24 protein-coding genes are annotated in these 24811 nt (G+C 62.4%); 12 read left to right on the plus strand and 12 right to left on the minus strand.

The window, feature by feature from the left end; all coding sequences use genetic code 11:
• Positions 1 to 94 precede the first annotated feature (94 nt).
• On the minus strand, positions 95 to 715 hold the full coding sequence (locus tag BFP90_RS12160) for a TetR/AcrR family transcriptional regulator (protein ID WP_065884845.1): 621 nt from the start codon (positions 713 to 715) through the stop codon (positions 95 to 97).
• 116 nt (positions 716 to 831) lie between these two features.
• On the opposite strand from BFP90_RS12160, the gene copC reads away from it, so the two are divergent.
• The 4 genes from copC to BFP90_RS12180 all read left to right on the plus strand — a co-directional run bounded on the left by copC (position 832) and on the right by BFP90_RS12180 (position 4099).
• Positions 832 to 1197 carry a copper homeostasis periplasmic binding protein CopC gene (gene copC / locus BFP90_RS12165; protein ID WP_065891771.1) on the plus strand — a complete coding sequence of 122 codons (366 nt, stop codon included), beginning with the start codon at positions 832 to 834 and terminating at the stop codon, positions 1195 to 1197.
• 3 nt (positions 1198 to 1200) lie between these two features.
• Positions 1201 to 2058: a copper homeostasis membrane protein CopD gene (copD, locus tag BFP90_RS12170; RefSeq protein ID WP_065896794.1), complete on the plus strand. Its 858-nt coding sequence runs from the start codon at positions 1201 to 1203 to the stop codon at positions 2056 to 2058.
• A gap of 320 nt (positions 2059 to 2378) precedes the next feature.
• On the plus strand, positions 2379 to 3194 hold the full coding sequence (locus BFP90_RS12175) for an NAD-dependent epimerase/dehydratase family protein (protein WP_065896795.1): 816 nt from the start codon (positions 2379 to 2381) through the stop codon (positions 3192 to 3194).
• Between the two features lie 29 nt (positions 3195 to 3223).
• Positions 3224 to 4099: an SMP-30/gluconolactonase/LRE family protein gene (locus BFP90_RS12180; protein WP_065891774.1), complete on the plus strand. Its 876-nt coding sequence runs from the start codon at positions 3224 to 3226 to the stop codon at positions 4097 to 4099.
• A gap of 187 nt (positions 4100 to 4286) precedes the next feature.
• Here the strand turns inward: BFP90_RS12180 and BFP90_RS12185 are convergent, their stop codons facing one another.
• The 5 genes from BFP90_RS12185 to BFP90_RS12205 form a co-directional block, all read right to left on the minus strand.
• Positions 4287 to 5432 (minus strand): HlyD family secretion protein, encoded by a 1146-nt coding sequence (locus BFP90_RS12185; protein WP_065891775.1) that lies wholly within the window; start codon positions 5430 to 5432, stop codon positions 4287 to 4289.
• Positions 5429 to 7075, minus strand: a complete 1647-nt coding sequence (locus tag BFP90_RS12190) for an MFS transporter (RefSeq protein WP_065896796.1) — start codon at positions 7073 to 7075, stop codon at positions 5429 to 5431. The genes BFP90_RS12185 and BFP90_RS12190 overlap by 4 nt, the downstream gene beginning before the upstream one ends.
• Before the next feature lie 142 nt (positions 7076 to 7217).
• Positions 7218 to 8030: a sulfite exporter TauE/SafE family protein gene (locus BFP90_RS12195; RefSeq protein WP_065891777.1), complete on the minus strand. Its 813-nt coding sequence runs from the start codon at positions 8028 to 8030 to the stop codon at positions 7218 to 7220.
• Positions 8031 to 9275, minus strand: a complete 1245-nt coding sequence (locus BFP90_RS12200) for an FAD/NAD(P)-binding oxidoreductase (protein WP_065896797.1) — start codon at positions 9273 to 9275, stop codon at positions 8031 to 8033.
• Between the two features lie 51 nt (positions 9276 to 9326).
• Positions 9327 to 9662: an ArsR/SmtB family transcription factor gene (locus BFP90_RS12205; RefSeq protein ID WP_057007617.1), complete on the minus strand. Its 336-nt coding sequence runs from the start codon at positions 9660 to 9662 to the stop codon at positions 9327 to 9329.
• 94 nt (positions 9663 to 9756) lie between these two features.
• Here BFP90_RS12205 and BFP90_RS12210 point away from each other — a divergent pair, with 94 nt between their 5' ends.
• Positions 9757 to 10620 carry an MBL fold metallo-hydrolase gene (locus BFP90_RS12210; protein ID WP_065896798.1) on the plus strand — a complete coding sequence of 288 codons (864 nt, stop codon included), beginning with the start codon at positions 9757 to 9759 and terminating at the stop codon, positions 10618 to 10620.
• A 120-nt stretch (positions 10621 to 10740) separates the two neighbouring features.
• On the opposite strand, the gene bkdR is transcribed toward BFP90_RS12210, so the two are convergent.
• On the minus strand, positions 10741 to 11229 hold the full coding sequence (gene bkdR, locus BFP90_RS12215; RefSeq protein ID WP_003174877.1) for a Bkd operon transcriptional regulator BkdR: 489 nt from the start codon (positions 11227 to 11229) through the stop codon (positions 10741 to 10743).
• A gap of 195 nt (positions 11230 to 11424) precedes the next feature.
• Here bkdR and BFP90_RS12220 point away from each other — a divergent pair, with 195 nt between their 5' ends.
• From BFP90_RS12220 to BFP90_RS12240, 5 genes are all read left to right on the plus strand, one after another.
• Complete coding sequence (locus BFP90_RS12220) at positions 11425 to 12660, plus strand: 3-methyl-2-oxobutanoate dehydrogenase (2-methylpropanoyl-transferring) subunit alpha (protein WP_065884834.1); 1236 nt, start codon at positions 11425 to 11427, stop codon at positions 12658 to 12660.
• Position 12661: 1 nt separating this feature from the next.
• The gene (locus BFP90_RS12225) at positions 12662 to 13720 is read left to right on the plus strand and encodes an alpha-ketoacid dehydrogenase subunit beta (RefSeq protein ID WP_065884833.1); all 1059 of its coding nucleotides are present in this window, start codon (positions 12662 to 12664) and stop codon (positions 13718 to 13720) included.
• Positions 13721 to 14980, plus strand: a complete 1260-nt coding sequence (locus tag BFP90_RS12230; RefSeq protein ID WP_065896799.1) for a dihydrolipoamide acetyltransferase family protein — start codon at positions 13721 to 13723, stop codon at positions 14978 to 14980. It abuts the gene before it with no gap.
• 4 nt (positions 14981 to 14984) lie between these two features.
• Positions 14985 to 16364, plus strand: a complete 1380-nt coding sequence (gene lpdA / locus BFP90_RS12235; RefSeq protein ID WP_065896800.1) for a dihydrolipoyl dehydrogenase — start codon at positions 14985 to 14987, stop codon at positions 16362 to 16364.
• 124 nt (positions 16365 to 16488) lie between these two features.
• The gene (locus tag BFP90_RS12240) at positions 16489 to 17508 is read left to right on the plus strand and encodes a branched-chain amino acid aminotransferase (RefSeq protein ID WP_065891857.1); all 1020 of its coding nucleotides are present in this window, start codon (positions 16489 to 16491) and stop codon (positions 17506 to 17508) included.
• A gap of 135 nt (positions 17509 to 17643) precedes the next feature.
• Here the strand turns inward: BFP90_RS12240 and BFP90_RS27360 are convergent, their stop codons facing one another.
• The 5 genes from BFP90_RS27360 to BFP90_RS12265 all read right to left on the minus strand — a co-directional run bounded on the left by BFP90_RS27360 (position 17644) and on the right by BFP90_RS12265 (position 22761).
• Positions 17644 to 18537, minus strand: coding sequence for a GNAT family acetyltransferase (locus BFP90_RS27360; protein ID WP_083203229.1), 894 nt, complete (start codon positions 18535 to 18537; stop codon positions 17644 to 17646).
• A gap of 61 nt (positions 18538 to 18598) precedes the next feature.
• Complete coding sequence (locus BFP90_RS12250) at positions 18599 to 19432, minus strand: TIGR03915 family putative DNA repair protein (RefSeq protein WP_065896801.1); 834 nt, start codon at positions 19430 to 19432, stop codon at positions 18599 to 18601.
• A complete protein-coding gene (locus tag BFP90_RS12255; RefSeq protein WP_065891856.1) occupies positions 19429 to 20649 on the minus strand; it encodes a putative DNA modification/repair radical SAM protein in 1221 nt (406 codons plus the stop codon). Before BFP90_RS12255 ends, BFP90_RS12250 begins: the two co-directional genes overlap by 4 nt.
• 172 nt (positions 20650 to 20821) lie before the next feature.
• Positions 20822 to 22159 carry a lysine N(6)-hydroxylase/L-ornithine N(5)-oxygenase family protein gene (locus BFP90_RS12260; protein ID WP_065896802.1) on the minus strand — a complete coding sequence of 446 codons (1338 nt, stop codon included), beginning with the start codon at positions 22157 to 22159 and terminating at the stop codon, positions 20822 to 20824.
• Positions 22160 to 22278: 119 nt separating this feature from the next.
• On the minus strand, positions 22279 to 22761 hold the full coding sequence (locus BFP90_RS12265) for a sigma-70 family RNA polymerase sigma factor (protein ID WP_065884826.1): 483 nt from the start codon (positions 22759 to 22761) through the stop codon (positions 22279 to 22281).
• A gap of 256 nt (positions 22762 to 23017) precedes the next feature.
• Here BFP90_RS12265 and BFP90_RS12270 point away from each other — a divergent pair, with 256 nt between their 5' ends.
• Together BFP90_RS12270 and BFP90_RS12275 are read left to right on the plus strand one after the other, a co-directional pair.
• Complete coding sequence (locus BFP90_RS12270) at positions 23018 to 24184, plus strand: efflux RND transporter periplasmic adaptor subunit (protein WP_065896803.1); 1167 nt, start codon at positions 23018 to 23020, stop codon at positions 24182 to 24184.
• A gap of 1 nt (position 24185) precedes the next feature.
• On the plus strand, positions 24186 to 24811 hold a 626-nt coding region (locus BFP90_RS12275), incomplete at its 3' end, for an ABC transporter ATP-binding protein (protein ID WP_141688957.1).

Consider the following 24811-nt stretch of genomic DNA (forward strand, 5'->3'; position numbering starts at 1 on the left):
AGAGCGGCTCGCTTCGCATCGTGGTTACGGTTGGGCGCTGCTGAGTTGTGTAGATACCTATGCCCCGATGAGGCCTTCAGCCCCACTACAAAACTCAAGGCTGCAACCCAATCCCGCGCAATATCACCCCGGTCACCGTCTGAATCGCCCGCTCAAACTGCATATCCGACAACGGCTGGTGATCATTCAGGATATTCACCTGGTGATCGAAGTCGGCATAGTGCTGGGTCGACGCCCAGATCATATACAGCAGGCTCGACGGCTCCAGCGGCAGGATGCGTTTGTCCTGCACCCACTGGCGGATTTTCGCTTCCTTCATCTTGGCCCAGTCGTACAGGCTTTCATCCAGCGCCTCACCAAGGGTCGGCGCGCCGTGGATGATTTCATTGGCCCAGACTTTCGAGCCATAAGGCCGCGTGCGCGAGCGCTGCATCTTGGCGCGAATGTAGCTGCTGAGCACCACGCGCGGGTCATCGAAGGTTTCGAAACTCAGGGCGTCCTGTTTCCACACCTCCAGCAGGTCGAACAGCACCGCGCTGTACAGCTCGCTCTTGGTGGTGAAGTAGTAATGCAGATTCGAGCGCGGCAGTTGCGCCTCTTTGGCGATGTCGGCCATGGCGGTGCTGCCATAGCCTTTTTCAGCGAAGACCTTCTCCGCCGCCAGCAGGATTTTCTCGACGTTGACCCGTCGAATGCCGATCTTGTGATTGCCCATAAGGGCTCCCTGACAACAACACGACCTAGAGACTACCATCGGCTCTAGATCGGGGCGACACGCCGAACCGAAACTTCGTACACTGGCGCCTTCTATCCTCTGATTGGTATTGAACAATGTTGATCAAGAAGTCCCTGACAACCGTCGCCCTGCTCGCTTCCCTGCTGGGCGCGTCCGCGGCATTTGCCCATGCGCACCTTGAAAGCGCCACGCCAGCCAAAGACAGCAGCGTGACCGCGCCGAAAGAGTTGCGCCTGACATTCAGCGAAGGCGTCGAAGCGACCTTCACCAAGGTGTCCCTGAGCAAGGACGGCACGGAAATCGCGATCAAGGGCCTGGAAACCCCGGACACCGACAAGAAAACCCTGGTGGTCACCCCTGCCGCTCCGTTGGCGGCCGGTACTTACAAAGTGGAATGGCACGCGGTCTCCGTCGACACCCACAAGAGCGAAGGCACTTACAGCTTCAAGGTCGGCCAATAATTCATGGCAACCCTGCTGGTGCTGTGCCGCTTCCTGCATTTCATCGTCGTGCTGCTGATGTTCGGGGCCTGTGTGTTCAGGCCTCTGCTGCTCGGGACGGCTGCGCTACCGGCACTCGACCGGCAACTGTTGCGCATCACCCGTGGCCTGGCCTGTGTGGGGCTAGGTTCCGGGATCGCGTGGCTGTTGTTGATCACCGCCAGCATGGCCGGCGGTTGGGACGCGGCGCTGCAACCGGCGACCGTCCAGCTGGTGTTGGGCAAGACCTTCTTCGGCCAGGTGTGGACCTGGCACCTGCTGCTGAACCTGCTGCTGGTGATCGTGCTGATCAAGCCCTGGCCGGCGCTGCGCCTGCCGCTGACAGCGCTGATGCTGGTGACCCTGGCACCAGTGGGCCACGGCGCCATGCTCGATGGGCTCAGCGGGCAACTGCTGATCCTCAATCAGGTGGTGCACTTGGCAAGCGTCGGCGCCTGGCTGGGTGGGCTGCTGTTGCTGGTATTGATCCTGCGCCAGACACCGCCGCTTGCGCTGCAGCCAATCCTGCGGCGCTTCAGCGGCGTGGGCTACGCCTTGGTGGCAGGCCTGCTGGTGACCGGTCTGATCAATGTACGCGTGCTCACCGGCCAATGGTGGCCTACCCCGCTGTTCGAAGGCTTTGCCTTGATCCTGCTGATCAAAGTGCTGTTGGTAGGGGGCATGTTGGCGCTGGCCTTGCTCAATCGGTTGCGCCTGGAACAGTGCGAACAGCGCGTGAGCAGCTTGAAGGCCAGTGTGATGACGGAATGGCTACTAGGTGTTGCAGCAGTAGCCGTTGTATCGCTGTTGGGCACGCTGCCGCCAATGGTCATTGCCGGCTGAACCGGGAATTCCCACGTCGTACTCCATTCAAATGCGGGAGGGCATACACCGCCCTCTGTAGGAGCGAGGGGGGCGCCTAGCTCTTGCTCGCGAAAAATATCAACGATAACGCGTGCTTCCTGAATGAACGCAGTGCCTGTGAGTTTTTCGCGAGCAAGCTCGCTCCTACAAAAGCCAGCGGTGGCCAGTGAACGATGTATTTGCAGGCCGTCCCTCCCACCTTTGATCTCACTGGCTGGATGGGCGTTGACAACACAGGGAATCCCTCACACTATTTCCGCATAGTCATACGACAACCTACAACAAAAATCGGAATGCCCATGACCACCACCACGCCTACTCCTTTCAACCGCATCCTGCTTACCGGCGCCGCCGGTGGCCTGGGTAAAGTCCTGCGCGAACGCATGCGCCCCTACGCCACTGTGCTGCGCTTGTCAGACATCGCCGACATGGCCCCCGCCGCCGCCCATGAAGAAGTGCAACCCTGCGATCTTTCCGACAAACAAGCCGTGCACCATCTGGTGGAAGGCGTCGATGCGATCCTGCACTTTGGCGGCGTGTCGGTGGAGCGTCCCTTTGAAGAGGTGCTCGGTGCCAATATCAGTGGCGTCTTCCACATCTACGAAGCCGCGCGCCGTCATGGGGTCAAGCGTGTGATCTTCGCCAGCTCCAACCACGTGATCGGCTTCTACAAGCAGGGCGAACAACTCGATGCCCATTCACCGCGCCGTCCGGACAGCTACTACGGCCTGTCCAAGTCCTATGGCGAAGACATGGCCAGTTTCTATTTTGATCGCTACGGCATCCAGACCGTGAGCATCCGTATCGGCTCGTCGTTCCCGCAGCCACAGAACCGCCGGATGATGCATACCTGGTTGAGCTTCGACGACCTGACCCAACTGCTCGAACGCGCGCTGTACACCCCAGACGTGGGGCACACCGTGGTCTACGGCATGTCGGACAACCTCGACACCTGGTGGGACAACCGCTATGCCGCGCACCTGGGCTTTGCCCCCAAGGACAGCTCCGAAGTGTTCCGCGCCCAGGTCGAGGCCCAGCCGCCGGTGGCGGACGATGACCCGGCCAGAATCTATCAGGGCGGCGCGTTCTGCGCGGCAGGCCCGTTCGGTGACTGAGTTCACGTAACCCAAGGGAATGAGTGGCGATGAGTGCAGAATTGATTGTCGACGCCCGCAACGCCGTCGGCGAATGCCCGGTGTGGGTGCCCGAGGAAAATGCCCTGTACTGGGTGGATATCCCCAACGGTCGGCTGCAGCGCTGGAACGCCGCCACGGGCCAGGTCGCAACGTGGCAAGCCGCGCAGATGCTCGCCTGTATTGCTCGCACTGACAAAGGCAATTGGGTCGCCGGCATGGAGTCCGGGTTTTTCCAACTGACCCCGCACAGCGATGGCAGTCTCGACACTAAGCCCCTGGCAAGTGTCACGCATCCACGCCCGGACATGCGCCTCAACGACGGGCGTTGCGACCGCCAGGGCCGTTTCTGGGCCGGCAGCATGGTGCTGAACATGGGCCTGAACGCCGCCGAAGGCATCTTGTATCGCTACGCAGCCGGCTCGGCGCCCCATGCCCAACTGGACGGTTTCATCACCTTGAACGGCCTGGCCTTCAGCCCCGACGGCCGTACGATGTACGCCTCGGATTCACACCCGTTGGTGCAACAAATCTGGGCCTTCGACTACGACATTGATACCGGCACGCCGTCCAACCGCCGCGTGTTTGTGGACATGCATCGACACCTCGGTCGGCCCGACGGTGCGGCGGTAGACGCGGACGGCTGCTACTGGATCTGCGCCAACGACGCCGGTTTGGTGCACCGCTTCACCCCGGACGGTCGCCTCGACCAGTCCCACCACGTACCGGTGAAAAAACCCACCATGTGCGCCTTTGGCGGCAGTCGCCTGGACACCCTGTACGTCACCTCGATCCGTGACGACCCGAGTGAGCAGTCACTGTCCGGCGGCGTGTTCGCCCTCAACCCAGGCGTCCAGGGGCTGCCCGAACCGCGCTTCATCCTCTAGCTGCAGCAGCGCCGCGCACGCGCTGGAAATCAAAGTTGACCAGGCGCACATGCGCAAGGTCATTGACGTCGAAATTGGCGACGAGCGCGGGTTGTGGGCTTGCAGTGTGTCAGTCTGAGCATCTTTGACTGACACACCGCCATCGGGGGCAAGCCCCCTCCCACATTCTGCTCCCTGTGTGTCAGGGTCAGGGGGGTGAATTTTTAAGGCGCCCGGCGGTGTCGATACTCACCACCACCGACAACCCCGGCCGCAACCGCTCACTCTCTGCCTGGTCCGGGTCCACGGTGATCCGCACCGGCACGCGCTGGGCGATCTTGACGAAGTTGCCGGTGGCGTTGTCCGCCTGCAACAGGCTGAACTCCGAGCCGGTCGCCGGGGAAATATGCTGCACCGTGCCGTGAAACCTGCGGTGGTTCAGCGCATCCACGGTAAACGTCACCGGCTGGCCAACCTGCACATTGTCCATCTGGGTTTCTTTCATATTGGCAATCACCCACAACTGCTTGGGCACCAGCGCCATCAACTGCGCGCCAGAGTTGACGTAGGCCCCGAGGCGCACGCCAATCTGCCCCAACTGACCATCCCGGGGCGCGGTGATGCGGGTGTTGGACAGGTCGATCCGCGCCAACTCCACCGCCGCCTCCGCGCTGGCCACCGCCGCCTCCAGGGAGCCGCGATTGACGATCACCGTTTGCAGGTCCTGCCGCGCGATTTCCAGGCTGGCCTGGGCCTGGGCCACGGCAGCGACCGTCTGGGCATTAGCGGCGCGGGTCACGTCCAGCTCACGCTTGGACACCGAGCCGTCGCTGATCAATTCTTCATTGCGGCGCAGGTCGGCGGTGCTTTTGCGCGCCTGGGCCTGGCTGTCGACCAGCGCAGCCTGACGCAGCTTGATGGTCGCTTCGGCGCTGTTGCGTTGCTGCACCACATTGGCCAGCGAAGCCTTTTGCACCGCCAGTTGCGCCAGGGCCTGGTCCAGGCGCTGCTTGTAGATGCGATCATCGAGGCGCACCAGCAGGTCACCGGCTTTCACATACTGGAAATCCTGCACCGGCACTTCGAAAACGTAGCCGCTGAGCTGCGGGCCGATGATCGTCACCTGCCCACGCACCAGGGCGTTTTCGGTGGTTTCCACGGCGCTGCTGAACGGCGGCAGTTGCCACGCGTACAGCACGATCAGCACGCCGACAATGGCAACGGCGGCAAAGCCCAGGGACGAAAGGATGCGCACCCGCAATGAACGCGGCTCGGTCACGGCGGCGCCCGGTGGCGTGGTGCCCTCGGGCGTGGAAGCGATGGCGTTGGTGGTCGTGGTCGTGGGTTCGGTCATGAAGAGGCGCCGACAGGTTGAACAGGAGGGGTTGCTGCTTTGGTGGTGCTCATCAGCCACAGGCTGCGGATAAAGATCCAGATCATGGTCAGGATCGCGATAATCGCAATCAACATGAAGACATCGTTGTACGCCATGACGTTCGCCTCACGGGTGGCCGCCGTGGCCAGGCTGCGAATGCCCATGAGGTTGCGCAGCTCCGGGTCGGCGATGATGCCGCCATAGGCCGAGCCACCACTCTGCACCCGCGCCGCCACACGGGGGTCGAGCAAGGTCAGGTGCTCGACGATCATGCTCGAATGGTACTTCTCGCGCACGATCTGGAAGGTGCCGAGCAATGCCGCGCCGATCAGCCCGCCGAGGTTCTGGCAAATCCCGAACATCACCGAAAAACTCACCAGGTTGCGCGGGTTGGTCAATACATTCTTGGTGCCCAGCACCATGGTCGGCCCGAGAAAGAAGGTCCCGCCGAAGCCTAGCAGGAACTGGCTGATATACAGGTTCTGCGGCCGCGTCAGGTTGCTGGAAAAACTGTCCATCACCGACCCCGTCGCCATCAGCGCCAGGGAAATGATCAGCGGCATCAACAGATGCGCCGGGTTGATCGTCAAGGCGCTGACCACCAGCCCGGCAATCGCCCCGGCCAGCATCACTACATACAGCGTGTGCATCTGCTGGTAACTCATGTTCAGCATCTGCATGAAGCCCACCGCGCCCGTGGATTGTTCCGACAGCACCATCCGAATCAGGATCACCGCCAAGGCCAGGCGAATCATGGTGCCGCTGCCCAGCCAGCGCGTCATCAGCAGCGGGTTGGCGCGGTTATGCTCGATGGCCAACCCGGCCATGATCAGCACCAGCGAACAGGCCGAGGCGATGCCGATCCAGGGCGCTTCCAGCCACCAGTCGATGCGCCCCAGGGACAACACCGCGCAGAGCAAGGCAACGCCGGTGGCCAGGATCGCAAAGGTGAGGAAGTCGAGCTTTTCGAAGGTCTTGAACCGGTCGCCGGGCGGCAATTTCAGCAGGAACACACAGCCCAGGCAGATCAGCGCCAGGCCCAGCTCGAACAGATACAAGCCACGCCATTCGGCGATTTGCAGCAAATCTTCGGAGAACAGCCGCGCCAGGGGTAGCGCAAGCTGCGCGGTGCCCAGCCCCAGCACCAGGGCTTTGAGGCGCCACTTGGCCGGGAACGCCTGGATCATATAGTACAAGCCCAACGAACTCAGCGCCGCCCCCACCATGCCGTGGGCCGCCCGCACGGCGATGGCCGAGTTGAGGTCGTTGACGAACAAGTGGCCGAAGGTCACCAGCGCATACAACACCAGGAACACTTCGGTAAACGCCCGCAGGCCGAACTGCTGGCGAAACTTCACCAGCAGCAGGTTCATGCACACGTTGGTCATCACATAGGCGGCGGGCAGCCAGGCCATCTCCGCCGTGGTCGCGCCCAGGGCGCCTTGCAGGTATTGCAGGTTGGCGATAACCAGCGCGTTGCCCAGGCCACCCGTGATTGCCACCAACACACCCACCAGCGCAAACAGCCAGCGTTTGTGGGTGGGGTGCAGCGGCGTCGAAGGCGAACCGGGCAGGCTCGGCCGCTCGTGGGGCTGCCAGGTGTGGGGGGTGTATTTATCCATTCGGTGACCTTGATGAACCGATTACTTGGAGAACAGTAACCTGAGGTACGTTCATCTCGCCATCTATCAAGCGTGCACGGTCAACACTGTTCAGTCGATCGTTCCTTTTTGATCGTTCCCACGCTCCGCGTGGGAACGATCATCAGGTCCGGAGCAAAGCGTTCATCAGCATTCCAGCCGCCACCAGTACACACAAGCCGGCAAACCCCACTTGCAACGCACGCGCAGGAATCACTGAGCACAAGCGACGTCCGGCCAACATGCCGGCAATACTCGCCACGATAAACCCCCAGCCCACCGGCTCGATGTTCACCCCGGCATGAAAGGCCCCCACCACACCGATCAACGACAGCAGGCTGACCACCATCAACGAGGTCGCGACGATCCCGCGCATCTGCACATCGGTGAGTTGCTTGAACGCCGGTACGATCAGAAAACCGCCGCCCACGCCGAGCAAACCCGAGACCGCGCCGGTCACCGCGCCCAGTGCCGCCAGGGTGGCAGTGCATTTGGCGGTCCAGGCCAGGCGTCCGGTCTGCTGGTTGAGCATGCAGTTCTTCTGGCCCCAGGACGCCGCGCCATGGTCACTCGGCCCGGCTGCAACCTTTTCGCGCCGCACCATGCGCCAGGCCACCAGCACCATCAGGGCGCTGAACAAGCCCATCAGCACCGGCTCCGACAGTTGATGAGCGACGAACACACCGAGCGGTGAAAACAGCGCGCCCAGCAAGGCGATCAATAACGCGGCGCGATAACGCACCAGGCCATGGCGCAGGCCGTCAATCGCCCCAACCGCCGCCGCTGCGCCTACCGCAAGCAAGGACACCGGCGCGGCCTGGGTCATCGTCAACCCCAGTCCCAACACCAGCGCCGGCACCCCGAGGATGCCGCCGCCCGCGCCGGTCAGGCCCATGACCAGGCCCATCAATACACCCAACACACTGGCCAGCAGCATTCAGTCCACCTTGCTCAGGCGGGTCAGCCACTCGCGGCCCTTGAGCATGCCGTTCCAGTAGAACCACGGCAGCAACGTGGCCTTGAGGAACCACATCGAGCGACGCGCGCGGGTGGGATCGAGGGGAAAGGTCGGCAGCAGCTTGCCGCCGTAGCCGAACTCGGCCAGCACCACCTTGCCCTTCTCCACCGTCAACGGGCAGGAACCGTAGCCGTCGTACTTGAGCGGCAGCGGCGCTTGTTTGCGCAGGGCCAGCAGGTTCTCGGCCACCACCACGATCTGCTTGCGCACCGCCGCCGCCGTCTTGGCGTTGGAGGTGCCGCACACGTCGCCCAGGCCGAAGATGTGCGGATAGCGCAGGTGTTGCAAACTGTAGGGGTTCACTTCGCACCAGCCTGCGGCGTCGGCCAGCGGGCTTTGACGGATAAAGTCAGGCGCCACTTGCGGTGGCACGACGTGCAACATGTCGAAGGCTTTCGCTTCGACGTGCACGTTGCCTTCGGCGTCTTTGACCTCGAACCAGGCTGTGCGCCCGGGGCCATCGACTTTTATCAGGTTGGCATTGAACGCCAGCCGTGCGTTGTATTTCTCGACGTACTTCATCAACGGCGGCACAAAGGTCGCCACGCCGAACAGCGCGGCACCGGCCAGGTTGAATTCGACGTCGATGTTTTTCAGGCTGCCCTGCCTAAGCCAGTGGTCGCAGGACAGGTACATGGCTTTCTGCGGCGCACCGGCGCATTTGATCGGCATGGCCGGCTGGGTGAAGAGCGCCTTGCCACCCTTGAGCTGCTGCACCAGTTGCCAGGTGTAGGCCGCGTGTTCGTAACTGTAGTTGGAGGTGACGCCGTGGCGACCGAGGGTATCCTGCAAGCCCTCGATCTTTTCCCACGCCAGGCGCAGGCCCGGGCAGACAATCAGGTTGTTCCAGGTGACGCGCTGGCTGCTGTCGAGCACCAGGGTCTGCTCGTCAGGCAATAACTCGCTGGCGGCGGCCTGGATCCAGGTGACCCCGTTGGGCAGCACGTCGGCCAGCGGGCGCCGGGTCTTTTGCAGGTCGTAGGCGCCGCCGCCCACCAGGGTCCAGGCGGGCTGATAGCAATGGAAGTCGTTGGGTTCGATCAGGATGATGTTCAGTTGCGGGTCGCGCTTGAGCAGGCTGGCCAGCAGGCCGATGCCTGCCGAGCCGCCGCCGATGACGACGATATCGCCACTGATGGTGGGTCCCCAGTGTTGTTCGGTCATTGTCTACTGCCTTTTTGAGTCAATGCACACAAGGGTCGCTGCCGGATGGCGTCACGCCCAGCTTTTTATCACCGCGCCGCAGTACAGGCCGGACAGGGTCTTCATCACTTGAATCACTTCGTGGCTGGCCAGCCCGTAGAAGATGTATTTACCTTCCCGACGGGTGGCGACCAACCCTTCGTCCCGCAAAATGCCCAACTGTTGGGACAGCGTGGGCTGGCGCACGCCCGTCTGGGCTTCCAGCTCGCCGACGTTGCGTTCGCCCAGGGTCAACTGGCAGAGGATCAACAAGCGGTCCTCATTGGCCAACGCCTTGAGCAAGGAACAGGCCTTGGACGCCGATGCACGCAATTGGGCGACTTCGCCCTCACTCAACGTAGATTCCATTTGCCTCGGCTCCTTTATCTCACTTAAGCTCAAAACATTATGTTTAAACGTAAACTGATTGTAACCACTTTTTTCTTCACCGGGGATAGCCGCCATGCCAGCGTTGATTCAAGCCTTTCTGGACGAGGCATCGTCGACCTACACCTACGTCGTCTATGAAGCCGACGGCGGCCCCTGCGCCATCGTCGATTCAGTGCTCAACTACGACCCCGCGTCCGGGCGCACCCATACCGCACAGGCCGACAAGGTGATTGCCTTCGTGCGCGCGCATGGCCTGCAGGTGCAGTGGCTGCTGGAAACCCACGCCCACGCCGATCACCTGTCCGCCGCGCCGTACCTGCGCCGCACCCTGGGCGGCAAGATTGCGATCGGCCAGTCCATCAGCAAGGTGCAGGGTGTGTTCAAGCACCTGTTCAACCTGGAGCCGGAGTTCCGTGTCGATGGCTCGCAGTTCGATCACCTGTTTGCGCCGGATGAAATCTTTCATATCGGCGGTTTGCAGGCCCAGGCGCTGCACGTTCCAGGACACACTCCCGCCGACATGGCCTACCTGATCGATGGCCGCTTGATCCTGGTGGGCGACACCCTGTTCATGCCCGACGTCGGCACCGCCCGCTGCGACTTCCCCGGCGGTGATGCGCGGCAGTTGTACGCGTCGATGCGCAAGCTGCTGGCGTTCCCACCCGAGACTCAGCTGTATGTGTGCCATGACTACCCGCCTGAGGGCCGAGCGGCCAAGTGCCAGACCACAGTGGCCCAACAGCGGGCAGAGAATATCCATGTGCATGACGGAGTAGATGAGGCGGCGTTTGTCGCGATGCGCACCACCCGGGATGCCGGGCTGGGGATGCCGACGCTGTTGTTGCCGGCGATCCAGGTGAATGTGCGGGCGGGGCATATGCCGCCGGCGGAAGAAAATGGCGTCACCTATCTCAAGATCCCGCTCAACCAACTTTGAAATGCGGTAAAAAATGTGGGAGGGGGCTTGCCCCCGATGGCGGTGGGTCAGCTACAGATAAGCTGACTGTCACACCGCTATCGGGGGCAAGCCCCCTCCCACATTTTGTCCACCGTTGAATCAGGAACCGAGGCTGATGCCGTTGGCCGGCAGCGGCAGCGCGGTTTTGTAGCGCACCTGCTTCAAGGCAAAACTGGAGCGGATATTCGCCACCCCCGGCACCTTGGTCAGAAAATCCATCATGAAACGCTCCAGCGACTGGATCGTCGGCACCAGCACCCGGATCAGGTAATCCGGGTCGCCGGCCATCAGGTAACACTCCATCACTTCCGGCCGGTCCGAGATTGCGCCTTCAAATTGCTGCAACGCCAGTTCATTCTGCTTTTCCAGGCTCACATGGATGAACACGTTGACATGCAGCCCCAGCAGGTCGGCGTCCAGCAGCGTGACCTGCTCGCGAATCAGCCCCAACTCCTCCATCGCCTTCACCCGATTGAAGCACGGCGTGGGCGACAGGTTGACCGAACGGGCGAGGTCGGCGTTGGTGATACGGGCATTCTCCTGCAGGGCGTTGAGAATGCCGATATCGGTACGGTCCAGTTTGCGCATGAGACAAAGTCACCTGTTTATTATGTTTATGCAGATTTTTTATCCGTAAATGATCGGGAGCGCAACGAAACACAGATAAATATTCTTCTACGCCACGCCTATGATTGTTGTAGGACAAGATTTCTTCTACCCGAAGACTGACTGTCAGCTAGCGCGCCCACTACAAGAAATTCACAAGATCGAGCGTAGAAAGCCATGACCCAGCCGTATGCACCGCTGCGCCTGCACGTTCCCGAACCCTCGGGCCGCCCAGGCTGCAAGACCGACTTCACCTACCTGCGCCTGACCGACGCCGGCCTGGTACGCAAACCCGCCATCGACGTAGAACCGTCCGACACCGCCGACCTGGCCAAGGGCCTGATCCGCGTGCTCGACGACCAGGGCCAGGCCCTGGGCCCGTGGGCCGAGGGCGTCAGCGCCGACGTCATGCGCAAAGGCATGCGCGCGATGCTCAAGACGCGCATCTTCGACAACCGCATGGTGGTCGCCCAGCGTCAGAAAAAAATGTCGTTCTACATGCAAAGCCTTGGCGAAGAAGCCATCGGCAGCGCCCAGGCCCTGGCCTTGAACATCGACGACATGTGCTTCCCCACCTATCGCCAGCAAAGCATCCTGATGGCCCGCGACGTGCCGCTGGTGGACCTGATCTGCCAACTGCTGTCCAACGAGCGCGACCCGCTAAAGGGTCGCCAGTTGCCGATCATGTACTCGGTCAAGGACGCTGGTTTCTTCACTATTTCCGGTAACCTCGCCACCCAATTCGTACAAGGTGTGGGCTGGGGCATGGCGTCGGCGATCAAGGGTGATACCAAGATCGCCTCGGCCTGGATCGGCGACGGCGCTACCGCAGAATCCGACTTCCACACCGCCCTCACCTTCGCCCACGTGTACCGTGCGCCGGTGATCCTCAACGTGGTCAACAACCAATGGGCCATCTCCACCTTCCAGGCCATTGCCGGCGGTGAAGCCACCACGTTCGCCGGACGCGGCGTCGGTTGCGGTATCGCCTCCCTGCGCGTCGACGGTAATGACTTTATCGCCGTGTACGCCGCCTCAGCCTGGGCCGCCGAGCGCGCGCGCCGCAACTTGGGGCCAACCCTGATCGAGTGGGTCACCTACCGCGCCGGTCCGCACTCCACCTCCGATGATCCGTCCAAGTACCGCCCCGCCGATGACTGGAGCCACTTCCCGTTGGGCGACCCGATTGCCCGCCTCAAACAGCACCTGATCAGGATTGGCCAGTGGTCCGATGAGGAACACGCGGCGGTCAGTGCCGAACTTGAAGCCGAAGTCATCGCTGCGCAAAAACAGGCCGAACAGTACGGCACCCTCGCCGGCGGCCAGATTCCAAGCGCCGCGACCATGTTCGAAGACGTTTATAAAGAGATGCCGGAGCACTTGAAGCGCCAGCGTCAAGAGCTGGGGGTCTGACATGAACGATCACAACAACAGCATCGAACTGGAAACCGCCATGACCACCACCACCATGACCATGATCCAGGCCCTGCGCTCGGCCATGGATGTGATGCTTGAACGGGACGACAACGTGGTGGTGTTCGGCCAGGACGTCGGTTACTTCGGCGGCGTGTTCCGCTGTACCGAAGGTTTGCAGACCAAGTACGGCAGCTCGCGGGTATTCGACGCGCCGATTTCCGAAAGCGGCATCATCGGCGTGGCGGTGGGCATGGGCGCCTACGGTCTGCGCCCGGTCGCGGAAATCCAGTTTGCCGACTACGTCTACCCCGCCACCGACCAGATTATTTCCGAGGCCGCGCGCCTGCGTTATCGCTCCGCCGGCCAGTTCACCGCGCCCCTGACCATGCGCATGCCGTGCGGCGGCGGCATCTACGGCGGCCAGACCCACAGCCAGAGTATTGAAGCGGTGTTCACCCAGGTCTGCGGCCTGCGCACGGTGATGCCGTCCAACCCCTATGACGCCAAGGGCCTGCTGATCGCCTCCATCGAAAACGATGACCCGGTGATCTTCCTTGAACCCAAGCGCCTGTATAACGGCCCGTTCGATGGCCATCACGACCGTCCGGTAACCCCGTGGTCGAAACACCCGCAAGCGCAAGTGCCGGACGGCTACTACACCGTGCCGCTGGACGTGGCCGCCATCGTGCGTCCGGGTTCGGCCGTGACCGTGCTGACCTACGGCACCACCGTGTATGTGTCGCAGGTCGCCGCCGAAGAAACCGGCATCGACGCCGAAGTCATCGACCTGCGCAGCCTGTGGCCGCTGGACCTGGACACCATCGTCAAGTCGGTGAAAAAGACCGGCCGTTGCGTGGTGGTGCACGAAGCCACGCGCACCTGCGGTTTTGGCGCCGAGCTGGTCGCCCTGGTGCAGGAGCACTGCTTCCATCACCTGGAAGCGCCGATCGAGCGCGTCACCGGCTGGGACACGCCCTACCCGCACGCGCAGGAGTGGGCGTATTTCCCAGGCCCGTCCCGAGTGGGCGCGGCGTTGAAACGGGTCATGGAGGTCTGAATGGGCACGCACGTTATCAAGATGCCGGACATTGGCGAAGGCATCGCGGAAGTTGAACTGTCGCAGTGGCATGTGAAGGTCGGCGACCTGGTCGTCGAAGACCAGGTGCTGGCGGATGTGATGACCGACAAGGCGATGGTGGACATTCCCTCGCCGGTCCACGGCAAGGTGATTTCCCTGGGTGGCGAGCCGGGTGAAGTCATGGCGGTGGGCAGTATTTTGATCAGCATTGAAGTGCAAGGCGCCGGTAACGCCAGGGAAGCGCCGGCCGTGGCCGCACCGGTGGAAAAAGCTGCGCCGGTGGTGGAGAGCAAGCCGGAACCGGTTCAAAGCAAGCCCGCGCCTGTCGCGGCCAAAGTCCAGGCGCCCGTGGCCCGGGAGGCCAATGAGCGCCCGCTGGCCTCCCCCGCCGTGCGTAAGCATGCCCTGGATGCGGGTATCCCGTTGCGCCTGGTACAGGGCTCCGGCCCGGCCGGACGGATCCTGCATGAAGACCTCGAGGCTTACCTTCAGCAAGGCGCCAGCCCAGCCTCGGCCGCCGCCAACCCTTACACCGAACGCAACGACGAGCACCAGATTCCGGTGATCGGCATGCGCCGCAAGATTGCCCAGCGCATGCAGGACGCCACCCGCCGCGCCGCGCATTTCAGCTACGTGGAAGAAATCGACGTCACCGCGCTGGACGAGTTGCGCGTGCACCTCAATGACAAACACGGCGCCACGCGCGGCAAGCTGACCCTTCTGCCCTTTATCGTGCGCGCCATGGTGGTGGCACTGCGCGATTTCCCGCAGATCAACGCGCGCTATGACGACGAAGCCCAGGTCATCACCCGCCTCGGCGCCGTGCATGTGGGCGTCGCCACCCAGAGCGATGTCGGCCTGATGGTGCCGGTGGTGCGCCACGCCGAAGCCCGCAGCCTGTGGGGCACTGCCGAAGAAATCACACGTTTGGCCAACGCCGCGCGCAATGGCAAGGCCAGCCGCGAGGAGCTGTCGGGCTCGACCATCACCCTGACCAGCCTCGGCGCGCTGGGCGGCATTGTCAGCACGCCGGTGCTGAACCTGCCGGAAGTGGCGATTGTCGGCGTCAACCGCATCGTCGAGCGGCCGATGGTGATAAAGGGCCAGATCGTGGTACGCAAGATGATGAACCTCTCCAGCTCGTTCGATCACCGTGTGGTCGATGGCATGGACGCGGCGCAATTCATCCAGGCCGTGCGTGGCCTGCTCGAACAACCCGCCAGCCTGTTCCTGGAGTAAGGGCATGACTCAGACACTACACACCACGCTGCTGATTATCGGCGGCGGCCCTGGCGGTTATGTCGCCGCGATTCGCGCCGGCCAACTGGGCATCCCGACCATTTTGGTGGAAGGCCAGGCGCTGGGCGGCACCTGCCTGAACATCGGCTGCATTCCGTCCAAGGCCTTGATCCATGTGGCCGAGCAATTCCAGCAGACGGTACACCACAGCCAGGGCTCGCCACTGGGCATCGAAGTGGACGTGCCCACCCTGGACATCCGCAAGAGCGTGGAATGGAAAGACGGCATCGTCGACCGCCTGACCACCGGCGTCGCCGCGTTGTTGAAAAAGCACAAGGTGCAGGTGATCCATGGCTGGGCCAAGGTGGTGGACGGCAAGACCGTCGACGTGGGCGAGCAGCGCATCCAGTGCGAACACCTGCTGCTGGCCACCGGTTCGAAAAGCGTCGAGTTGCCGATGCTGCCGCTGGGCGGACCGGTCATTTCATCCACCGAAGCCCTGGTCCCGAACCACGTACCGAAGCGGCTGATCGTGGTGGGTGGCGGTTACATCGGCCTGGAACTGGGCATCGCCTATCGCAAGTTGGGGGCCGACGTCAGCGTGGTCGAGGCCCAGGAGCGCGTCCTGCCGGCCTACGATGCCGAGCTGACCCAGCCGGTTAACGAGTCGATCAAGCAACTCGGCATAAAGCTGTACCTCAAGCACAGCGTCAGCGGCTTTGCCGATAACTGCCTGCAAGTGCGCGACCCGAATGGCGACACCCTTTCGCTGGAAACCGATCAGGTGCTGGTGGCCGTGGGTCGCAAACCCAACACCCAGGGCTTCAACCTCGAAGCGCTGAACCTGGACATGAACGGCGCCGCGATCAAGATCGACAGCCGCTGCCAGACCAGCATGCGCAATGTGTATGCCATTGGCGACCTGAGCGGCGAGCCCATGCTGGCACACCGGGCCATGGCCCAGGGCGAGATGGTGGCCGAACTGATCAGCGGCAAAGCCCGCGAATTCAACCCGGCGGCGATTCCGGCGGTGTGCTTTACCGACCCGGAACTGGTAGTGGTGGGCAAGACCCCGGACGAGGCCAAGGCTGCCGGCCTGGACTGCATCGTGTCGAGCTTCCCGTTCGCCGCCAACGGGCGGGCCATGACCCTGGAGTCGAAAACCGGCTTCGTGCGGGTGGTGGCGCGGCGTGACAATCACCTGATTGTCGGCTGGCAGGCGGTGGGAGCCGGGGTGTCGGAGCTGTCCACTGCGTTTGGCCTGAGCCTGGAAATGGGCTCGCGCCTGGAGGATGTGGCCGGCACCATCCACGCCCATCCGACCTTGGGTGAGGCCGTGCAGGAAGCGGCGTTGCGGGCTTTGGGGCATGCGTTGCATCTGTAAAACCGTGGCGAGGCCAATAGAGATGTGGAATGGTCCAACCGCCCGCTCCCACACCGGCCAAGAATGAAGTATTGTTGAGCCCATCCAGAAAAAAATCCGACTTGACCAGAGATTAGAGGGTGTCATGGGTAACGAAAGCATCAATTGGGACAAGCTGGGTTTTGACTACATCAAGACCGACAAGCGGTTTCTCCAGGTCTGGAAAAACGGCGAATGGCAAGCAGGCACCCTGACCGACGACAATGTGCTGCACATCAGCGAGGGCTCCACCGCCCTGCACTATGGCCAGCAGTGCTTTGAAGGCCTCAAGGCCTACCGCTGCAAGGACGGCTCGATCAACCTGTTCCGTCCGGACCAGAACGCCGCGCGCATGCAACGCAGCTGCGCCCGCCTGCTGATGCCGCATGTGTCGACCGAAGACTTCATCGAAGCCTGCAAACAGGTGGTCAAGGCCAACGAGCGCTTCATCCCGCCTTACGGCAGCGGCGGCGCGCTGTACCTGCGCCCGTTCGTGATCGGCACCGGTGAAAACATCGGCGTGCGCACCGCGCCGGAGTTCATCTTCTCGGTGTTCGCCATCCCGGTCGGTGCTTATTTCAAAGGCGGTCTGGTGCCCCACAACTTCCAGATCTCCACCTTCGACCGCGCCGCGCCACAGGGCACCGGTGCCGCCAAAGTGGGCGGTAACTACGCCGCCAGCCTGATGCCGGGCTCGGAAGCGAGGAAATCCGGCTTCGCCGACGCGATCTACCTGGACCCGATGACCCATTCGAAAATCGAAGAAGTCGGCTCGGCCAACTTCTTCGGCATCACCCACGACAACCAGTTCATCACGCCGAAGTCGCCTTCGGTGCTGCCGGGCATCACCCGCCTGTCGCTGATCGAACTGGCCCAGAGCCGCCTGGGCCTGACCGTGGTCGAGGGCGAGGTGTTCATCGACAAGCTCGACCAATTCAAGGAAGCCGGCGCCTGCGGCACCGCTGCGGTGATCTCGCCGATCGGCGGCATCCAGTACAACGACAAGATGCACGTGTTCTACAGCGAAACCGAAGTGGGCCCGATTACCCAGAGGCTCTACCAAGAGCTGACGGGCGTGCAGACCGGTGACGTTGAAGCGCCGGCGGGTTGGATCGTCAAGGTCTAAGCCACTGCCTCAGCAACACTGCAAAACCTGTGGGAGGGGGCTTGCCCCCGATAGCGGTGGATCAGTCAATATTTTCAGTGACTGACACACCGCTATCGGGGGCAAGCCCCCTCCCACATTTGATCTCCTGTGTTCTTAAGATTGGGCAGGAATATTCCCGGCAATCTTCTTGCCCATGCTGATCCTCGGTTCCACCCCATATCCCAACGCCTCGTAGAACCCCACCACTGCGTCATTGCCGCCATTGATCTGCAGGTTGATCTTCATGCAACCCAATGCCGTCAACGCCTGTTCCGCGTGACGCACCAGCGATGATCCCAGGCCGTGGCGACGATAGTCGGCATGCACCGCCACCGAATACAGCCAACCACGATGGCCGTCGTAGCCGGCGAGAATCGTACCGATCACGGCTTTTTTATCGGTCGCGACAAAGAACAACCCGTCATTGACCGCCAGCTTTTTATCGATCGCCAGGCTCGGCAGGTTATGCGCGGTGTCATAGCCGAACGCCGCCTGCCATAACTCAACCACTTGCGCACGGTGCTGACGGTCGCGATACGGGCCGATGGGATGCCGGGACAGCAGGGCCTTTTCCATGACCAGCGTGCGTTCATTGCCATGATAGACATCGCGCACCGTGTGAAACCCCAGCTTGCTGTAGAACGGCTCGGCGGTCAGCGAGGACGGCACGCTCAACACCGTCACCCCGGCTTCGCGGGCGCGCAGTTCGATCTCGATCATCAACAGTCGCCCAATGCCCTGCCCTTGCAGCGCCGGGTTGACGAACACCGAGCGCACCACATTGGCATCAAGCGCGGCGGTGGCGACGATCAGCTGATCCCGGGTGGCCACCAGCACGACACGGCGCTTGAGCAGCGCCAGCACGGCCTCGGGCGTGAAATGACTGGCCACTCGGGCAATCACGTCCGCCGGGTAATCCTGTGCATTGCTGCTATGCAAGGCCGCCAGGATGACCTGGCTGATCCCTTCGGCATCGGCGGTTTGGGCAAGACGAACAGCGGTAGACATGATTGCTCCTGGCTGAGGGCGCTCTGACAGACACCACCATACCAAGCCCTACCCACATGTTCTAACTGTGCCCGCTTGAAATGCGTTTGCCGGGCTTGGTGCTCACCAGCCTGGCCTGTCCATCCTTCTGCTTGCCCGTGCGCGCCTCGCTGATCAGCCCGGGAATCAACTTGCCTTCCGGCAGGTTCTTCCAGAACCGGCTCGGCAGATGCCCTTCCATCACCTTGGGGTTCAAGCGCGCCGGGTTGAAGATGTGACTGTAATAGGTCAACCACATGGCGCTGTGCGGGTCGTCGACATTTTGCGCCAGTTGCTGCCACGCCTCGGGGCACCGGCGTTGGTGAATCAATTGCTCGCCGTCGTAATACACCCCATCCAGGGGCGTTGCGATCATCCAGCGATGCCGGCCCATGCGCCCGATAAAATGCTGGCTGGCACTGTGCAAAATATCATGGGCCGGCTCATGCCAGGCCACGTACTCCGGCAGCTCGGGCCCTGCCTCGGCCGGCAGTGCAATGAACCGCACAAACGCATGCAAGTGGTGGGCTTCACGGCTGACCTGCTTGATGCGGCGCTGCAACTCGCTGCCCAATTTGTCACCTGCCAACATGGCCGTGCGGTCGCCATGGCTGACCCGCCACAACACCTCATACAACAAACTCCAGCGCTGATCGCCCTGGTAGCAGGCAGCCGACTCCAGCAGTTGCAACAAGGCCTTGGGAATGCGCGCCTGGAACGGGCCCAACCCGGAAGGAATGGGCTCGTCGGTGGCAAACAGATCCGCCACCTCGGTTGCACCCCAGCTCACCTGACTGGGGTCGACCTGATGGCTGAGCAGCCAGCGCGCCTGTTCGCGCCAGGTGCTGAACAGGTTGTCGCATTCCAGGCTGATCATCCCCACAACCCCATCTGTTGCGGTTGCGGGCGATCGCGCAGCTGTTCGCGCAGCAACACACTGGTGCTGTCAGCCTGCTGTGGGTGGTAATCGCTGGTGATGAAAAACGGCTTGGCCTTGGCCAGCACACAGCGCATGCGCGCCAAGTCTTCGAAGCGGATCTTGCGTTCGCGACGCAAGTCCACCAGGCGCTGGGTGGTGCGCAGGCCAATGCCGGGGATACGCGCGATCAAGGTCGGTTCGGCGCGGTTAAGATCGAGGGGGAACACCTCGCGATGCTCCAGGGCCCACGCCAGCTTGGGGTCGATATCCAGGGCCAGGTCGCCGGGGCCTTCGAACAGTTCATTGGCGCTGAAGCCGTAGCTGCGCAACAGAAAGTCGGCCTGGTACAAGCGATGCTCGCGCATCAACGGCGGCGCAGCCAGGGGCACGCTCTTGGGGCTGTTGGGAATCGGGCTGAACGCCGAGTAATACACACGGCGCAGTTTGTAGTTGCCATACAAGGCTTCGGCACCGTGCAGGATGGTGCTGTCATCGGTGTCGTCGGCGCCGACGATCATCTGGGTGCTCTGCCCGGCCGGCGCGAAACGCGGTGCGCGGGGTTCGTTGAGCACCGTCTGTTCACCGGTGTAGATGGTCTGCATGGCCTGCTTGATCGAGACGATCTGTTTTTCCGGCGCCAGGGTTTGCAGGCTGGCATCGGTAGGCAGCTCGATATTCACGCTCAGGCGGTCGGCATAGCGCCCGGCCTCGGCGATCAACGCGGGGTCGGCTTCGGGAATGGTCTTGAGATGGATATAGCCGCGAAAATCGTGCTCCTCACGCAGCAACTTGGCGACCCGCACCAACTGCTCCATGGTGTAGTCGGCTGAGCGGATGATGCCGGAACTGAGAAACAGGCCGCTGACGCAATTGCGCTTGTAGAAGTCCAGGGTCAGGGTGACCACCTCTTCCGGGCTGAAGCGCGCGCGGGGCACATCGCTTGAACGGCGGTTGACGCAATACTGGCAGTCGTAGAGACAGAAGTTGGTGAGCAAAACCTTGAGCAGCGACACGCAACGGCCGTCGGGCGTATAGCTGTGGCAAATGCCCATGCCGTCGGTGGAACCCAGCCCGGCCTTGCCTTCGGAGCTGCGCTTGGGTGCGCCACTGCTGGCGCACGAAGCGTCGTACTTGGCGGCGTCGGCGAGAATGCTGAGCTTTTCGATCAACTGCATGGAGAGCTACCGATACTGGTTTTTTGTACAGTATCAGCAGCATCTGCTTGTCACAAGTACCGCCCGTAGGAGCGAGCTTGCTCGCGAACAACGTCAACGATAACGCGCCCCTTCTGAATCAACCCGGCGCCCTCGCGTTTTTCGCGAGCAAGCTCGCTCCTACTGACTCAGATCAGCTTGCAGTGGCGAGCAGCAGGTCCTGCACCGAACGCGCGGTGCCACGGTTGCGATCGTTCTCGTACAACGACGCGGCAATTTCATCGGCGCGAATCGGCAGCACCGACAGCAACGTATCGCTCAAACCATGGCTGGCCTGGCTGAACCCCTGGATGTAGATGCCGGCGTTGCAGCGCTCGTCGGTGACGATGCGGTAGTCGCGGGCCACTTCGAAATCGCCTATGTAAGCTTGGAGCGGCGCGAGCAGTTCGCGGTGCATCTGGCGTTCGTAACCGGTGGCGAGGATTACCGCGTCGTAGTGATTCACGCAGGTTTCGCCGGTAGCGTTGTTGCGCAGCGTCAGTTCGATGCCCAGCGGGCCGGGGGTGGCCTTTTCGACCACGGTCATGGTGCGAAATGCCTGGCGCGCGATGCCGGACACTTTCTGGCGATAGAAGATGCCGTAGATGCGCTCGATCAGGTCCAGGTCCACCACCGAGTAGTTGGTGTTCTGGTACTCGGCGACCAGGCGCTCACGTTCGGCGCCGACTTGCTGGAATACCAGGTCGGTAAAGGCCGGCGAGAACACTTCATTGACGAACGGGCTGTCATCCGCCGGCTTGAGCGCCGAACCGCGCAGAATCAGGTCGACCTGCACCGACGGGAAGCTGTCGTTGAGGTCGATAAAAGCTTCGGCGGCGCTCTGACCACCGCCGATCACCGCGATGCGCATCGGCTTGCCGTCGACACACGGCTGGCCGGCCATGCGCTCCAGGTACTGGGAATGGTGAAATACTCGGCTGTCGCCCTTGAGCGCCTTGAACGCCTCGGGAATACGCGGCGTGCCACCGGCGCTGACCACCACCGAGCGCGTGGTGCGCACATGCTGCTCGCCCAGCGCATCGCGGGAAATCACGCGCAGCGCTTCAACCTGTTGCTGGTGCAGGATCGGCTCGATGGCCAGTACCTCTTCGCCGTAGCGGGCCTGGGCCTGGAATTGCCCGGCGACCCAGCGCAGGTAGTCGTTGTACTCCATGCGGCACGGGTAGAAGGTGCCCAGGTTGATGAAGTCCACCAGGCGGTCGTGGGCCTTGAGGTAATTGACGAAGGAATACGGGCTGGTGGGGTTGCGCAGGGTCACCAGGTCCTTGAGGAAGGAAATCTGCAATTCGCTCTGGGTCACCAGGGTATTGCCGTGCCAGCGGTAGTCGGCCTGTTTGTCGAGGAACAGTACGTCCAGTTTGCCCTGGGCTTTCTCACGCTCCTGCAAGGCGATGGCCAGCGCCAGGTTCGAAGGGCCGAAGCCAATGCCGATCAGGTCGTGAACCGCGGGCGAAGCAATTGCCTGTGTCATTCCAGTGTCCTCTGGATAAGCCCCTTGGCGGTTGGGGCGGAATACCTTCATGGCCTGAACAACAGGCCGTGTGTTGATAGGAAACGAGGACAGTGAAATAAAATTTAACTAACAGCGCTTCAGTGCGCTTCCCACTCACGCATGCGCAACCGGCAGTGCTTCATGGCATTGACGATGTGCTTTTCCACCAGCGCGCGGGAAATGCACAGGCGCTCGGCGATTTGCAGGTGGGACAGGCCGTCGAGTTTGCGCAACAGGAAACTGTCGCGGCAGGCCGCCGGCAGCTCGGCCAGGGCGCGTTCGAGCATCTCCAGGCGCTGGCTCTGGTCGTGGCTGGCGTGGGGTGAACAGGGGGCGAAGCGTTCTTCAGCGTCCAGCACCTCCAGCGGCTCCACCTGGCGCAGAGCGTTGCGCCGATGGCCGTCGATCACCAGGTTCAGCGCGGTGCGGTACAGGAACGCGCGCGGCTGTTCGATCGGCGTGTCACTGGAGCGCTCCAGCACCCGCACATAGGCGTCATGCACCACATCCTCGGCCACCTGACGGTTGCCCAGCTTGGCGTTGAGGAAACACACCAGCTCGCGATAGTAGTTTTCCAACATGACTCCTGGCCCCATGGCCGTGGTGCGGACGATGCCAACCTGCGTAGAAACACAGCCATCAATGATGGCAGTTTGAGTGCGTGCAATTTATAGTAATTCTCATCTACTTTTAAAGAAGTCTCGCATCAACGGTCGATTTTTTTCTTCGCTCGACCTGTAACCGCGCGTGTAACAGCCTAAATCCCCGGCGATTTTCTTCGTTTACCTGTCAGCTCTGCGCGACTGCGCCCCGATCTTTCCTGGCTGGAACCTACGCATGAAACGCCCTCGACCTGCCCGACGCGCCCTGCTTGTGGTGGCGTGCCTGATCCCCATCGTTGCGTTTGTCGCCTGGCAAGCCCTTGCGCCGGGCCGCGACGCCCTGGCCACCGTGACGGTCACCCGGGGCGATATCGAAAACAGCGTCACGGCCCTGGGCACCCTGCAACCACGGCGGTATGTGGATGTCGGCGCCCAGGCCTCCGGGCAGATCCAGAAGATCCACGTCGAGGCCGGCGATCAGGTCAAGGAAGGCCAGTTGCTGGTGGAGATCGACCCGTCGACGCAAAAAGCCAAGCTCGACGCCAGCCGCTACGCCATCGAAAACCTGCAGGCGCAATTGCAGGAGCAGAACGCCCAGCACGCCTTGGCGCGCCAGAAATACCAGCGTCAGCAACGCCTGAGCGCCGGTAACGCCACCCGCGAAGAAGATGTGCAAACCGCCAGGGCCGAACTGGACGCCACCCAGGCGCGGGTCGACATGTTCCAGGCCCAGATTCGCCAGGCCCGGGCCAGCCTGCGCAGCGACGAAGCGGAACTCGGTTACACGCGCATCTACGCGCCGATGGCCGGTACCGTGGTGGCGGTGGATGCGCGGGTCGGGCAGACCCTTAACGCGCAACAACAAACGCCGCTGATCCTGCGCATCGCCAAATTGTCGCCGATGACGGTGTGGGCCGAAGTGTCCGAGGCGGATATCGGCCATGTCAAACCCGGCATGAGTGCGTATTTCACCACCTTGAGCGGCGGCAGCCGGCGCTGGACCAGCACCGTGCGGCAGATCCTGCCGATCCCGCCCAAGCCGTTGAACGAAACCCAGGGCAGCGGCAGCCCGAGCAACAGCAAGAGCGGCACCGGCCGCGTGGTGCTGTACACGGTGTTACTGGACGTCGACAACGCCGATAACGCGCTGATGGCGGAAATGACCACCCAGGTGTTTTTCGTCGCCAGCCAAGTCAAGGACGCCCTGACCGTGCCGGTCGCCGCGCTGCAAGGCGTGCCTACGGCGGATACGCAACTCGCCCGGGTGGTGGCGAAAAACGGCAGCATCGAGCAGCGCTCGGTGCGCCTGGGCATCAGCGACCGCCTGCGCGTGCAGGTGCTGGAGGGCCTCGACGAAGGCGATCACCTGTTGATCGGCCCAGCCGACGGCAGCGGGGGCTGAGTTGACCACGCCACTGATCGAACTCAAGCACATCCGCAAATCCTACGGCGGCGGCGACAGCCCGCAGGTCGACGTACTGCGCGGCATCGACCTGTCGATCCACGCCGGGGAATTTGTCGCCATCGTCGGCGCGTCGGGCTCCGGCAAGTCGACGTTGATGAACATCCTCGGTTGCCTCGACCGCCCGAGCGAAGGCGATTACCTGTTCGCCGGGGAAAACGTCGCCCAGTTGGGCAGCGACGAACTGGCCTGGCTGCGCCGCGAAGCGTTCGGCTTCGTGTTTCAGGGCTACCACCTGATCCCGTCGGCATCGGCCCAGGAAAACGTCGAGATGCCGGCGATCTATGCCGGTATCAGTGCCGTCGAACGGCACGCCCGCGCCAATGCCCTGCTCACCCGCCTGGGCCTGGCCGAGCGCACCGGCAACCGTCCGCACCAGCTCTCCGGTGGCCAGCAGCAACGGGTGTCCATTGCACGTGCGCTGATGAACGGCGGGCATATCATCCTCGCCGACGAACCCACCGGCGCCCTCGACAGCCACAGCGGCGCCGAGGTGATGACCCTGCTCGACGAACTGGCGAGCCAGGGCCATGTGGTCATCCTGATTACCCATGACCGCGAAGTGGC

Source organism: Pseudomonas sp. 24 E 13 (assembly GCF_900004715.1).
Taxonomy (GTDB): Bacteria; Pseudomonadota; Gammaproteobacteria; order Pseudomonadales; family Pseudomonadaceae; genus Aquipseudomonas; species Aquipseudomonas orientalis_A.